We start from the raw sequence: 12,626 nt of genomic DNA on the forward strand, positions 1-12,626 counted from the left end.
TTATTTGCGTTTCGCCGTGAAATTTCCATTCGGTTGAATGAAAGTGACTGTTTTTGCTTTGCCATCTTCAACCTTAAATTGGATACTGTACCCTTTTGCAATGGCCAGATTGAAGGTGTCGTTTCCTACAGAAACCGTCTCATAGTCCGGCTGTCCCGGAACCAACAACATCAAAGTTGTTCCTTTGAGGTAGATTTTCACGGTCTGACCTTCCAAATCATATTCACCGACATATTTGTTCAGATCATTGCCTGAAAGATTTACTTTGATTGCCTGACGGGTAAAAATCGTTTCTTTATCCGGTTCGTCCATTTCCATGGAAACCGACTCAATTTTTCCATTGCTTGCAGTTCCGAAGTTAATTAAGAAATGATTTTCATCGATTCCGTCGGAATGCTCGTTTTTTTCCAATGACTTCAATTCGAATACATCGTAATGGTAGTGTTTTAGCCAAGCTTTTTCTCCTCCGATGAAAGTAAAGAGTGTGTCATTTTTGAAGGTAATCGTAAACTCTGAAAAAGCATGATTTCCGTATAGACCGGCATAATCAGCCAATGGGTGAGAAGGATGGGTATTCTTCACTTGCAAACTATCTTCTGTTTTCTCTGCTTTTTTAGCCATTTTCATTGCTTCTTCCTTCTGTTTTTTCACATCGGCATTCCATGGAATAGGGTTCAATGCAAATAATTTATCCGATAAGATGTTGCGTACAATACTTGTTGCAGCAGAACCGTTTTGGTTGGTCAAAACCACAATTCCGATTGAATCGGTAGGATAGAATGCCACGTTTGCAGAGAATCCATCGATATTACCGCCATGTTCTACCAAAAAATGTCCGCGGTATGATTCCAGGAACCAACCCAATCCGTAATTGCTGAATTGAATGTCGGCATGGGTTCTTGGTTGTCCGCCCGCAACCACCATTTGAGAACTGGAAGCTTCTCTGAGATAAGAGCCGGGAATAATTTCAGTTCCGTTGAATTGACCTCCCATAATCCAAGCAGAAACCCAATTTCCCATGTCGTTTGCACAGGAGTTGATGCTTCCTGCAGGTCCCATTCCATTGATGTTGTAATAAGGAACTTTTTTGATTTTAAAGTCTTCATCAACAGTATATGGAAGAGAAGCATCCGCATCTTTTTCAGTAGTTTTGATATCGGTGTTGCTGTGTGTCATTTTTAGTGGAATGAAAAAACGCTCCCGTATGTTGTCTTCCCAGCTTTTCTCCGTAATTTTCTCTGCAATCATTCCCTGAGCGAGGAACATCCAGTTGTTGTATTGCCATTTTTCACGAAGCTTTACGTTTGGTTCCATGTATTTCACACGCTGAATCAAACTATCCCGGTTACTTGTATTGAAAAGGTACCAGGAATAGTCAAAACGGGAAAGTCCGGTACGGTGACACATCATGTCGCGAATCGTGATTCCGGTATTCATGTAATCGTATTTGAAAGTCAATTGAGGCAGATGAGTCGTAGCCAGATCGTCCAGTTTCAGTTTTCCTTCTTTTTCCAGCTGACCGAGGATGGCAGCAGTGAATGCCTTACTGGATGAACCGATTGCAAACAAGGTATTCGGAGTAACCGGTTTTTTATTTTCCAGATCGCGGTATCCGAAACCTTTCGAGTAGATGATTTGGTCCTTGTAAACAATGGCAACTGAATAACCGGCCACTTTTTGGTCTGCAAGTACCTGATTCAATTCTTTCTCCACACCTGAAAGTCGCTTGGCAAAGTCCGGTTTCTTTTCTTTTGATTGGGAAATTGCAGGAGAGACCAGGGTAGCGGTCAGCAAAAGGGTAAGGATCTGTTTCATTATCTACATTTTAATCTGAAAGTAAATGTAAGAAAAACTTCTTGCTCCTATGTACTTAGTGGTTAAAACCTACCACGAAGAGCACAAGGCACACGAGGCATTGTTTTCTTTCTCACAGATGTGAATTTAGTCACCTTCTTGAGAGAACCCCGGATATTTTGGAATCACCAGCACGTGTTACATAAGAACTTTGTGCTCTTCGTGTAATTAGTGGTTAAAAGTTATTTCGGATCCTGTAATGACTGTCTCCGGCTTCTGATAATGGAAGCAATGATATTCAATACGAAAATGATCTGTGCGCCCGCAATCATGTAAAATGCATAAGTAATCCAATCGATCGCTTCTTCCGGTTGATCTTGATTTTGGATGTCATCGATCACGCTGTAATCGGCAGTTGCTGCCGGTGGCATTTCCTGATGTTGGGTAGAATGATAGAGGATCACCAAACTGACGGTTGTCAATAAAAAATGAGTCGCAAAAAGGTACTTGTTCATCGGTTTTCGGTAGAGCTCAAAGGTTAGGGCAATCAGTGCGAAAAAAACAAAGAGACCTCCAAGGACCAACCAAAGAACGCTTTTTGGAACAACGACATAGGTCTCATTAAAAACGATATCCAGACCTTCGGTTTGTTCTAACCAGGCAAATCCACCAAAAATCAGAGCAGTGACGAAATAACAGATGGGGATGATATGACTTTTCCTCATCATTCAATATAGTCAAAATTTTCGAAATTTTAATTTAATTGAATGATTGTAATATGGGAACTCTTTTTCCTTGCTCTGAATAATGCGAAAAGTGCAATAAGAAAAAGGCTGCCAAATAATAACGTTAAATTGAAAACTCCCATAGATGCAAGAGCCTGCAGTAAGGCAATAAGTGCTTCTCCTCCTTTTCTTGAGTTTGAAGAAGAATAAACGTGATCCGTTCCTATAGCCAAAGCAATAAAATAAACGATAGGAATCACAACCATTGCAATCATAGGTTTTTTAGTCGTGGAACTTACTTTTTGTTCCTGAGGAAGAATCCATGATCCGGGAAATTGTTTTAACATGAACTCCTGGAACTCTTTTATGAAAACCGGATTTTCCCATTGAATGAAAACGGTCAGATCGGAATTTTTGCCATACATCAATGTCGATGTCTTTTTGTTATGGTCAATCTCAATCAATTTCAAATAGGATAGGGGAATGGAATCGAGTTTACTTAAGATCTCTTGCTGATCCAAAATCTCACCGTTGTCCATTTTTTCCAATTCTCCATAATAGAGTAGATCCTCGAAAATGAGAACAGAATCTTTATTGGAAGAAATCCATTGTTTGGTCATCAGTTAGTAATGATATTCCAATCCTCGGTTATTCTTTATCGAATGCTTCTCTTCCACCTATTTCATTAATAACGTAGATGAACACGAAATCAAGGTCACCATTTTTGATCTGCCATGGCTGGATCATAGAGAAAGCTTCTTTTATTTTGGAGTCAAGTAAGAACAGTGAAAACTCCTGCGGTTCAATTCTACTTAGTTGGTCAGGATCATTTGTCATTACAGGGAATGCAAAAACCGGAATATTTTCCTTCGTCGGCATTCCGCGCTCTGCAGAAAGAGTTTTTACACCGTAATTTTCAAATGATACATGAATATTGTATTGTCCTTTGAAATAAGTGTTGAAATATTCTGAAGGGATTTCCAACATGCTCATGAATAATTGGGAATCTGTATTTTCTTGATTGTCAGTTTTTCCAGTTGGTTTAGGAACTAATAACACGAACCAACCTCCAGAAGTGGCTTCTTGTGCAATGCTAGGTTCTTTGTCATGAAGTGAGAAATTCGGATCGTTTCTAATGTACGAATCTGTATCGAAATTGAAAGAAATAACAGGCTTTTTCCCTTTTCTGTCATAGACATTGGTGATACCAATTGGTTTTCCCTGGTCGTATGTAGCATCCCATTGGAGTTTGCTTTCGTCGGAGTAAAATGCCCAAGGACCGTTTTTTAAACCGTTTGTAAAACTTCCTGAGAGTTTCTTTTTACCGTTGTTATAATTGAAAAGTACGTCACCGTTCAATATACCATTGGAATAGTGAATCATTTTGATCAAAGTTCCTTCTGTGCTATAAGATTTCCACGCTCCGTCTTTTTGTCCGTTTAGAAAAATTCCGGTTTCAACGACTTTTGAATCGCAGGTACGGGTGTATTTTCCGTTGGGTTTGGGACTCAATGTTTCAATCTCATCCACACAATTACAGTGTTTGTAAGTGATTTTTTCTTGTGCAATTGAAGTGAAACAGATGAGGATAGCGGTAGTTAAGGATAAACTAATTTTCATATTTATTCAGTTGGTTGTTTAAAATACTTGGTAAAAATAAGAAAATGATATTGGTTTTTATGGTTTGATCTTTTTTCAATCATAAGGTGCAAAACTGACAATTTTCCATTCGCCGTTTGTTTTTTCCAGAATGGGGTAAGAATCTGCGGAAAGGACAAGTTGCTCTTTTTTTACAAAACCGGTCACTTTTTTATCGATGGTTTGGATTTTAATAAAATCAGCTCCACGATCCAGGATTTGAACAACCTCATAAGAAAGTAACGCTGTCTTTTCTGCATTTGGAAGTGGTCTTTGATAGACATTGGTTTTAGATGAAATACAGACAGCCGTTACATACCAGTCAAAATCAAACTCCATGTTTTGGAAAAAACGGTCGCATTGTGCATAAGGGAATCGAAATTCTTTTTTGTCATCTTCCCATGCCCCTCCTAATTCAAGAAGGTGTTTCATTTTAACCCAGAGAGGTGATTTTTTCGGTTGTTTATTCAGTTTCCATTCTTCCAGGAAAGTTTCCACACCGTGCATTCCACCTCCCCAACTCACTACAATTCCGGTATCCAGACAGTTCAAAAGCCCAGCTAAGTCTTTTCGTTTGACAATACCTTTTAATTTGGAAACAAATGCTTGCAATGATTCATCTTCCGAGGTTTCGTCAATAGGTACAATACAGTATTTCGTTGAATGGATTTGGAGTTCTTCCGGTTTGGAAGAGATTTTCTCATTCCGAATTTCAGAAGTTGGTTTTTCGGTCTTTTCTTTGGTCTGAACTTCTTTCGGTTCGCCTGAACAAGAGCAGCTAATTAAAACGATAAGGAGGTAGTAAATTGATTTCATAACATGAATTTACTCAATTGTAAATATGTTCCCAGATCGTCCTTTTTTGAGGATTTTCTTCTACCTGTACGTGGAGTTCTTTCAGGTACTCTGTAATCTCTTTGATTACCTTTCTGTTCCAGGAAAAACCAAATGCAGGCACTACTATGGATGTGAAACGTTTGTTCATGGTGATTCCGCGGGAAGTGGTTACTTCGCTGTAAATTTCTAAAATGCAAAAGAACTTTGTGCTTTCTGAATAGTAAGTAATGCGGTTGAGATCAAAATTGAGGGGTTTTGTACTGCTGCGTTTTTTGATTTGCAATTTCCCTGATTCTGCATCAATTGCCAATCTTTTTGGAACTTTCTTAAAGTAGAATGAGAACGGTGACAGGAAGATCAATGTTAATACCAGGGACATGAGGTAATGGAAAGGATTCATTAATTTATCTGCAATCGGTGTTTGATCGTGATGCTTTCTGTTGAATGATCCTGCAATGTGCATTGCCATCGAAAAAAGGATTATGTAGATTAACAAGATAATTAAATCCACCCGTTTTCTATTCCATTCTCTTTTCATTCGCAGATTAATTTTCTTCGGTTATTGTCCCAATACCATTGAGAATAATGTGTGATTCCGGGCTGTCCTTCCAGTGTGGAGTTTTCCAGTTCGTTAAAGCGCGATTTGTCAAACTTCTTGTTCAATTGAATCCGTTCAAAATGTCTGTCATTGATGATTGTGAAATCGACTAGTTTGAGGTAATCGGCTACAATTTCTTCATCCAGCATGATTTTTCCGCCGCCAGCCCAATGCCTGTCTTGACCGTTTCGCTTTACTCCGGAAATCCAATATTCATCTCCAGTTTCAATGTCAAAGTGATTCGAATTGATGCCGGTGTTCTTCAGTTTTTTCAATGCCATATCGTTGAAATAAACCGTTTGCCCGGATTTGGAAAATTCCACTTCAGCGATCCATGCCGGACCATTATCTGAAAATCCAGATTTCAATTCGATATATTTTATTTCCTTAGTCATGATTTAAGTTTACTAAATTAAGAATTTACCCAATGGACAATTTCCCCAGCGCTTCTTCCAGCGACTTCAAAAAGTTTACCTGTTTCCCCTGGTTGCTTTCATACATGAAATCGGTGATACTTTTACCTGTGTATGCGGAGAAATCTCCCACGATTGCCAAACGAACGCGGTAATTGGAGAATTTCTGAAGGATCTCACCGGCCATTCCGTTCTTCAGGTCGAAGAAAGCCATACCAAAAAACTCTCCGTATTTACACGGAGAGTTTTTTGGTATGTAGTCAAATTTAATTCTTAATGATCTTTGATTTAAATACACTACTTGAAGAAACAATCAGTACTGTGTATACTCCTGATTCAAATCTGGAAATATCGATTTCCGAAATGTTTCCCGGATTATTCAAAACAAGTGCAGTTTGTCCCAAGTTATTTACAATCGTAATTTTCTCAATAGTAACGTCTCCATTTGTTGAGACTTGAAAAACTCCATTGTTTGGATTCGGGCTAATAGTGACATCCTTGAATTCACTCTCTTCAAGAGATAAATTGTTTTCTTCTGAGATCCATCCCCAATACGGTTGCTCCACCTTATTGTTGGGTTGAACGTATGGTGGAATATTACTTCCTACAAAGTAGTTACATTCTGGTATTGCCGGCTTGTTGTATATATGCACTCGTGATCCCTTTTGAGCAATAAAACCTGAATTCAGGCGAACTGCATTTGCTGCATTCATATCTAACAGCCCACCAGACGTGCCATTTCCTTGTATTGTCAATGAAGACACGGTTATACTGTTATCAGCCTGAATGTGTTCATAAGCATTGGTTACAATTGTTCCACCCGTGTTCAATGTCAAATCAAAGGAAGGAGCGTACTGGGTAAGAAAGATTTGCATATTATTATATACACTGGATACATGTTTCGGAAATCCTCTGGGTGAAGCAACATCTATTTGTGTTACAGGAGTATTGGAAAATAATCTAAAAGCACCACTAGAACGAGAATATCCTTCTGCTACGATATTCCAATTTGCATCGCGACCTAATATCAAAGCATTTGGTATTGGATAGGACCCACTTCTTAAAATATATCCGTCCAGAATATAGGATCCGGTTGCAGGAACAGAATAGTAATTTGTTGACATAGCACAACTTGTTCCAATAGTAAATGGATCAAACAGTGCAAATTCTGTGCTTACAGGCTTTAGATTACCATGTCTGTCAATAATTCCAAAAGCACTATTTGGAGCTCCCCATCCAATATCAGCGTATTGCCACCAAGAGTATCCTGCACCGCCGCAATCACGAACCATTTCCATCGTTGTTTTTGCGAATGTCTTTTGGAAAGCAAGTGTTCCCATTCCAGGAAGATTAGGGTCGTCACTTGCTGAAAAGCCCGTCTCACCGATAACCCAAGGGATTTTTGAAGTTTCGCCAATCCACTTGATCTGACGTTTGACGTCATCCAGACTACTAGTGAATTGCGTGTAGAGATGAAAGGAAAGAAAATCAAGGTTTAACATTCCCGGATCCCATTTAAAGACTTCTGAGGATGTTCCTAAACCTATCGTTGTTAATTGATTACAATGATTTTTAATGGCATTGTTCCAGGATTTTACGATTTCGCATACCTGAGTCTTGTTATTTGATGGAGACGCAAAATACAGCGGTTCGTTAAAAAAGTCGTAAGCAAATAACGTTGCATTATCAGCAAAGTGAGTTGCAACAGAGGCTAAATAACTGGTGTACAAAGGTAATATAGGGTCGTAATCAAAATCTTTTGATCCAACCAGTAATTCTACCTTTATGTCTGCCTGTTCTGCTGCATCAAGTACCTGTTGAATCAACCCGAATAATTCTGTATACGGTGCATTGGTAGGAGTCATCAACGCATTATTCAGGTTAATGTCATAACTGACAATTGCAGGATAGGTAGAATTGTTTGTCTCATACCATGGTTTTGCAGCTCCAAATCCAAGACCTACGAGTCTTATAGAATTAAATCCCAAGTTTTTAATCGTAATGAAGTCATTGAGAACAGATTGGAAACACTGTGCTTGATTTGTTCCGGAATAACCGATAGGATCCCGATAACCATTGTGAGGAGCGATAAAAAGGTTGTTGCTATTGTCATGAACAATATCCACGGCATAATTTATAGTTAGAGGAAAAAAGGGTTGAGCATTCAATTCGAATTTTTTCCCTTTAATAGAAACATACTCATTAGATTGAGCAGTCTGCGATATTGAGTTGGTGGTGATTAGCAGAGTGGTCACCAAAAAAGTCCATAATTTCATGAGTCAGAAGATTAATTGGACTTATTTCTGTTGATTAGCTTCCTTTAAAGCTTCAACTTCTTTTTCAAGCTTAATAATATACAAGGTAAGCTCTTCCACTTTTCTCAAGAGAATTGCATCCATTTCTGCCACATTGATACCGTTTTTACTGATTTCGGCTTGCGAAGGAACATCAGGAAGGTGAGAATGCTCTTTGATGTAAGATTCAACTTCTTTGATTGGAGTTAGCTTATAATCGGATTTAAAAACATAATCCGGCCAATAGCTTCCAATAGCATCTGATCGAACTTCAATCTCTTCGGAATAGAGGGTTTTAGTATTGACCACACCGTTGCCCCAAACAACAAACAGGTCGGCTCCAGTTTGAGCACGAGTAACAGTAAGTACTTTGGTTTTATCTCGGTTAGCACTTACAGCAAGACCGTAATCCCAATCAGCTGCAGGATTCGTAATCACATAGAGTTTCCCGTCAAAACGACCATCTCCGTTTACATGAAGTTTTTGGGCTGGTGTTGTCAATCCGATACCCACATTTCCATTACTGTTAAGGATGGTCATTCGCGATGTCAAGTTGGTTTGAAAGTTCAAATTGCTTGTATTGTAGGAAGCAAAAGTTCCGTCATAACTGTAGATCGGTTTGTTTAGAATAAACTTGGAACGATCGGTGTAAATGTGAGCCCAATCCGTATTCATGGGACCAAGTTGGATGTAACCGTAACTGGTGTTAAACTGGTTGTAGGGTTGCGCTCTTATTGATGAAACAGCTAATGTCAACAAGAAAATTGTTAAGGTGTTTTTGAACATAATGAATAGATTTAAGTGATTTCAATAATGTGAAAATACATTTTTTTTGTAAATGGCGCAATTTTTCTATGACTTCCTTTTAATCCCATTTATTGGCTTTCCGGGGATCATACTAATCAATTGCTAATTTCCCCAGCGCTTCTTCCAGCGACTTCAAAAAGTTTACCTGTTTCCCCTGGTTGCTTTCATACATGAAATCGGTGATGCTTTTACCCGTGTATGCGGAGAAATCTCCCACGATTGCCAAACGGACGCGGTAATTGGAGAATTTCTGAAGGATCTCACCGGCCATTCCGTTCTTCAGGTCGAAGAAAGCCGGAGCGATGTTCTTTTCGTAAACGATGATGCGGTCGAAACCCTGGTAATAGAGATTCCCGAGCAGATCCAATCCGTCTTCTTCCTTTTCGATGAGGATTTCCTCAGAAGTGATTTCTGCTATTTGGATATTGTTGATAATGTGTGATTCGATATACATGCGTTTCTTTTTTTTTGCCCGCAGATGGCGCGGATTTCGCAGATTATTGGTTACTGTAAGATTCAAAAAATACTTCTGCGTGAATCTGCGTAATCAGCGGGAGAAAAGTTTTTTTGTAAAAGTATCTTAGTTTTCAATAAACCTCAAATCCAGATAGAAATTCGAATGATCTGCGGGATCCAGGTAGAGGTTTGTTTCCTTCTGAATAGCAAAATACATTTCCAGGCTTTTAGGTTCCAGGTGCGAGGACCACTGGAATTGTTTCTTTTCCCCATTCAATTCCACTTCAAACTCGAGGATAGTCTGGATGTTTTCCTTCTTGAATTCGATATCACCTCCCAAACTTTGCACAAAATGCGAGTCTTCCCATTTATTGCTTTTGATCCGAATGGAATCCAGGTCAATTTTGAATGGTGTTCCGTATTGTAGGATGTTTAATTTCTCCTGTTCATCGCTTTTCTTTTTTTTCCTGGAATAACGAAGGGCTATCAACAAAACAATCACAAACAGAAGAATACAAACTATCCCGATTGCAAGCATGATATAACTCACATAATTGTCAAAACTGCGTAATGCACCTCGAATCAGTACATAACCTAAAAAGCTCAATGCAAAAGAGCTGATGAGGGCAAAGGCTAAGATACGTTCTTTGAGGTTTTTCATCGGTTAGTTTATCTCACAAATGTAAAAGGATAAAATTAAATAAAGTTCTCCATGCTAATCTGCTAACCCCGATTAAAATAAGCACGCAGATTTATAGATTTCCATAGATGTTGTTATTGTTAAAATTAAGAAACCTATTTTTTTCTGCGTGAATCTGCGTGAATCTGCGTGATCAGCGTGCGAAAAGAGTGTTATAAAAGGATCTCGTTTTTGTAAAGTTCCACCAAATCCTCCAATGAAATCCGGTTCGCTGCTCTGGGTGAAGTCGAATAAAGAACCACGAGTTCGATCGTTCTTCCCTGGTATTCCATGGAACTTTTGAGTGGTTTCTTCCCGGTTGGGAATCGGTGGGTGATTTCCCTGGTTGCCAGAAATTGATTGAACCACCGTGCTGCGCTTTCCTTACCCGAGCTGCTGGTGAAGATGATTTTCCGGATAGTCGGGTTCTCGTCCAGGATCTGAAAGATGTTCATGTATTCTACCACGCTCAGGTTTTCATCCAACGAACTGTTGTCGCTTCGCAAAATGTGCAGTCCCATGTCGGTGACGGCTACGTGTAATTTCCGCAAGAGGTTTTTCCGTTCTTCAACCGCCAGTTCTCCGGTTGGATAGTGCAATTCTGCTCCAGCGATCCGCGAAATGACTTTCCAGAATTGGTTGTTCTTATTCGGATAAAAGAAATCGAAAGACCAGTTTCGGGTAGTAGGAGGAAAGGTTCCGACGATCAGGGCTTTGCTGTTCTCCGGTGCAAACCAGTTCCAGGGATGAAGTTCTTTTTGCATGCTTCTAATTTAATTACTTTGCGGTTTTCACGATTTTATTTTAACCACAAGGAACACAAAGGACACGAGGTTTTTTTCTTTTCACGCATTGTATGAATTATTTACTCGTGGTCTTGGTGTGCTTCGCGGTTTAATTACTTTGCAGGATTCGATGTTAACCACAAAGAGCACAAGGAGCACGAAGAAATGTTTTCTGGGTGTGTTCAAATAATAGTTATACTATCCTCGTGATCTTCGTGTCCTTAGTGGTAAAAAAATAGAGGGGAATTGTTCGGAGCTTTAGCTCTTTAACAGGAACTTGCCGGTGGTTTTATCGATGCGGTATTTCTTCACATCAACAACCGGTTCTTCACCCATATAATTGTAATTCGTGACCACAATTCCATCGTTGGTGATTTTCCCAACAGATCGGAATGCAGATTCTGCTATTTCGTCATACGAGATCATCACTTTGTCAATCAGTTCGTAATCATCTTTTCGGTAGGAAATCAAAAAAGTCTTTAGTTCATTCTCTGCCGCCAATGTTACTACCAGCAAGTCGATATCGGTTGAAAGTGCGATGCGGTATCTCGAATGAAAGTTTTGATAGTTCGGATCGATGCTTTTCAACTGTAATTTGGATACGAGCTTTTTTGAAAGTTTATCCTCCCCATTGAAATTGTCGAAATTGGTGGAATCAACAACCGGTACTTTTTTGAAAGGGACAGTTGCCAACAGATCGGGCTTCGTTTGTTTGACACCTTCGGGATCCTTCAATAATTCTGCCCGCTCGGCCGCTTTGGCTTCTTCGGTCGATTCATTTGGGGTACAGGAAAGGATGCTGATTGAAAGAAGTGCGATTGAAACAAGTTTGATGTGCATTGCAGGATTTTTATTGAATGATCTAAGTTAAGGAATTTTCCTTTGTAAGCTTTGTAGTCTTGCATCTTAGCTGAGTAATTGCTTTCGCGTAGCGGTTTTAGATGGACCACCGGGAAAGTGAAACTTATGGGATTTCAGAACGAAAATCTTCTTTAAACAGGTATTGAAAGAAAATAAAATCGCTTTGAAGTCCATTTTGAAAAATGTTTCTTGGTAAATATTCGAAAGGCGAAATCCGTTTAAAATAATCTTAGCAATTTGGTCACACTACATTAATGACATAACAGCTCTTGCGAATGAAGAAGTACATACTACTTGCGTGTGTTTTGTGTCTCCAAACTTCTTATAATGAAGTGTTTGGACAACATGACTCCCGAATTGTCACCTGGGTTTCTACTCATCCTTCGGTTCCTATTTTCTCTGAGGCAAACTACAATCAACTCAGTTCTGATTTCAAGGCCAAATTAAAAGATCAAGTGATTATCTATAAAGATAAACTGACTTTCGATGACTTAATGGCTTACGATCGGCTTGAAAAGTCGGTGGAAGTTTCCCAAGAGACTACAATCAAAGAGGAAGATGCACAACTGATCAAAAATTGGCGCGCTTTCCATCCGGATGTTAAGATCATTAAGCAAAGTGAATTTCAAACCATGACCGAAGAGCGTCGGGCCATGTATCAATCTTATGAAGCTCTGATTTTAATCGGAGAATATTTAACAGTAGAAGATATCGCGAACTACCCACATTAATACGTCAA

Annotated in this window: 15 protein-coding genes; 1 reads left to right on the forward strand and 14 read right to left on the reverse strand. The window is 39.2% G+C overall.

The annotated features are described in order from the left end of the window. The 14 genes from AAG807_RS13215 to AAG807_RS13280 form a co-directional block, all read right to left on the reverse strand. A complete protein-coding gene (locus AAG807_RS13215) occupies window positions 1-1,815 on the reverse strand; it encodes a serine hydrolase (RefSeq protein WP_341904720.1) in 1,815 nt (604 codons plus the stop codon). A gap of 221 nt (window positions 1,816-2,036) precedes the next feature. Then, window positions 2,037-2,522 carry a hypothetical protein gene (locus AAG807_RS13220; protein ID WP_341904721.1) on the reverse strand — a complete coding sequence of 162 codons (486 nt, stop codon included), beginning with the start codon at window positions 2,520-2,522 and terminating at the stop codon, window positions 2,037-2,039. 26 nt (window positions 2,523-2,548) lie between these two features. Beyond that, window positions 2,549-3,139 (reverse strand): hypothetical protein, encoded by a 591-nt coding sequence (locus AAG807_RS13225; RefSeq protein WP_341904724.1) that lies wholly within the window; start codon window positions 3,137-3,139, stop codon window positions 2,549-2,551. Window positions 3,140-3,167: 28 nt separating this feature from the next. Beyond that, the gene (locus AAG807_RS13230; RefSeq protein ID WP_341904726.1) at window positions 3,168-4,139 is read right to left on the reverse strand and encodes a hypothetical protein; all 972 of its coding nucleotides are present in this window, start codon (window positions 4,137-4,139) and stop codon (window positions 3,168-3,170) included. Window positions 4,140-4,214: 75 nt separating this feature from the next. Beyond that, window positions 4,215-4,973 carry a hypothetical protein gene (locus tag AAG807_RS13235; RefSeq protein ID WP_341904729.1) on the reverse strand — a complete coding sequence of 253 codons (759 nt, stop codon included), beginning with the start codon at window positions 4,971-4,973 and terminating at the stop codon, window positions 4,215-4,217. Between the two features lie 13 nt (window positions 4,974-4,986). After that, window positions 4,987-5,532, reverse strand: a complete 546-nt coding sequence (locus tag AAG807_RS13240; RefSeq protein ID WP_341904732.1) for a hypothetical protein — start codon at window positions 5,530-5,532, stop codon at window positions 4,987-4,989. Further along, complete coding sequence (locus AAG807_RS13245; RefSeq protein ID WP_341904735.1) at window positions 5,529-5,987, reverse strand: hypothetical protein; 459 nt, start codon at window positions 5,985-5,987, stop codon at window positions 5,529-5,531. The genes AAG807_RS13240 and AAG807_RS13245 overlap by 4 nt, the downstream gene beginning before the upstream one ends. Before the next feature lie 25 nt (window positions 5,988-6,012). Beyond that, window positions 6,013-6,219 (reverse strand): DUF4180 domain-containing protein, encoded by a 207-nt coding sequence (locus tag AAG807_RS13250; RefSeq protein ID WP_341904738.1) that lies wholly within the window; start codon window positions 6,217-6,219, stop codon window positions 6,013-6,015. Between the two features lie 52 nt (window positions 6,220-6,271). Further along, window positions 6,272-8,281, reverse strand: a complete 2,010-nt coding sequence (locus AAG807_RS13255) for a T9SS type A sorting domain-containing protein (RefSeq protein WP_341904741.1) — start codon at window positions 8,279-8,281, stop codon at window positions 6,272-6,274. Window positions 8,282-8,302: 21 nt separating this feature from the next. Beyond that, entirely contained in the window at window positions 8,303-9,085 is a 783-nt protein-coding gene (locus AAG807_RS13260) for a hypothetical protein (protein ID WP_341904744.1), read from the reverse strand. A gap of 112 nt (window positions 9,086-9,197) precedes the next feature. After that, complete coding sequence (locus AAG807_RS13265) at window positions 9,198-9,560, reverse strand: DUF4180 domain-containing protein (RefSeq protein ID WP_341904747.1); 363 nt, start codon at window positions 9,558-9,560, stop codon at window positions 9,198-9,200. A 126-nt stretch (window positions 9,561-9,686) separates the two neighbouring features. Further along, the gene (locus tag AAG807_RS13270; protein WP_341904751.1) at window positions 9,687-10,223 is read right to left on the reverse strand and encodes a hypothetical protein; all 537 of its coding nucleotides are present in this window, start codon (window positions 10,221-10,223) and stop codon (window positions 9,687-9,689) included. A gap of 191 nt (window positions 10,224-10,414) precedes the next feature. Beyond that, the gene (locus tag AAG807_RS13275) at window positions 10,415-11,005 is read right to left on the reverse strand and encodes a hypothetical protein (protein ID WP_341904754.1); all 591 of its coding nucleotides are present in this window, start codon (window positions 11,003-11,005) and stop codon (window positions 10,415-10,417) included. A 279-nt stretch (window positions 11,006-11,284) separates the two neighbouring features. Then, the gene (locus tag AAG807_RS13280) at window positions 11,285-11,866 is read right to left on the reverse strand and encodes a hypothetical protein (protein WP_341904758.1); all 582 of its coding nucleotides are present in this window, start codon (window positions 11,864-11,866) and stop codon (window positions 11,285-11,287) included. 296 nt (window positions 11,867-12,162) lie between these two features. Between AAG807_RS13280 and AAG807_RS13285 the strand changes: the two genes are divergently transcribed. Continuing rightward, window positions 12,163-12,618 carry a hypothetical protein gene (locus AAG807_RS13285; RefSeq protein ID WP_341904761.1) on the forward strand — a complete coding sequence of 152 codons (456 nt, stop codon included), beginning with the start codon at window positions 12,163-12,165 and terminating at the stop codon, window positions 12,616-12,618. The last annotated feature ends 8 nt before the right edge of the window (window positions 12,619-12,626 follow it).

The organism is Fluviicola taffensis DSM 16823 (assembly GCF_943372375.1).
GTDB classification, from domain to species: Bacteria; Bacteroidota; Bacteroidia; order Flavobacteriales_D; family Crocinitomicaceae; genus Fluviicola; species Fluviicola taffensis_A.

What these genes read in the sequence shown, in the direction of transcription:
- AAG807_RS13215 (WP_341904720.1), bottom strand. Translation starts at nt 1,815, where the DNA reads ATGAAACAGATCCTTACCCTTTTGCTGACCGCTACCCTGGTCTCTCCT.
- AAG807_RS13220 (WP_341904721.1), bottom strand. Translation starts at nt 2,522, where the DNA reads ATGATGAGGAAAAGTCATATCATCCCCATCTGTTATTTCGTCACTGCT.
- AAG807_RS13225 (WP_341904724.1), bottom strand. Translation starts at nt 3,139, where the DNA reads ATGACCAAACAATGGATTTCTTCCAATAAAGATTCTGTTCTCATTTTC.
- AAG807_RS13230 (WP_341904726.1), bottom strand. Translation starts at nt 4,139, where the DNA reads ATGAAAATTAGTTTATCCTTAACTACCGCTATCCTCATCTGTTTCACT.
- AAG807_RS13235 (WP_341904729.1), bottom strand. Translation starts at nt 4,973, where the DNA reads ATGAAATCAATTTACTACCTCCTTATCGTTTTAATTAGCTGCTCTTGT.
- AAG807_RS13240 (WP_341904732.1), bottom strand. Translation starts at nt 5,532, where the DNA reads ATGAAAAGAGAATGGAATAGAAAACGGGTGGATTTAATTATCTTGTTA.
- AAG807_RS13245 (WP_341904735.1), bottom strand. Translation starts at nt 5,987, where the DNA reads ATGACTAAGGAAATAAAATATATCGAATTGAAATCTGGATTTTCAGAT.
- AAG807_RS13250 (WP_341904738.1), bottom strand. Translation starts at nt 6,219, where the DNA reads ATGGCTTTCTTCGACCTGAAGAACGGAATGGCCGGTGAGATCCTTCAG.
- AAG807_RS13255 (WP_341904741.1), bottom strand. Translation starts at nt 8,281, where the DNA reads ATGAAATTATGGACTTTTTTGGTGACCACTCTGCTAATCACCACCAAC.
- AAG807_RS13260 (WP_341904744.1), bottom strand. Translation starts at nt 9,085, where the DNA reads ATGTTCAAAAACACCTTAACAATTTTCTTGTTGACATTAGCTGTTTCA.
- AAG807_RS13265 (WP_341904747.1), bottom strand. Translation starts at nt 9,560, where the DNA reads ATGTATATCGAATCACACATTATCAACAATATCCAAATAGCAGAAATC.
- AAG807_RS13270 (WP_341904751.1), bottom strand. Translation starts at nt 10,223, where the DNA reads ATGAAAAACCTCAAAGAACGTATCTTAGCCTTTGCCCTCATCAGCTCT.
- AAG807_RS13275 (WP_341904754.1), bottom strand. Translation starts at nt 11,005, where the DNA reads ATGCAAAAAGAACTTCATCCCTGGAACTGGTTTGCACCGGAGAACAGC.
- AAG807_RS13280 (WP_341904758.1), bottom strand. Translation starts at nt 11,866, where the DNA reads ATGCACATCAAACTTGTTTCAATCGCACTTCTTTCAATCAGCATCCTT.
- AAG807_RS13285 (WP_341904761.1), top strand. Translation starts at nt 12,163, where the DNA reads ATGAAGAAGTACATACTACTTGCGTGTGTTTTGTGTCTCCAAACTTCT.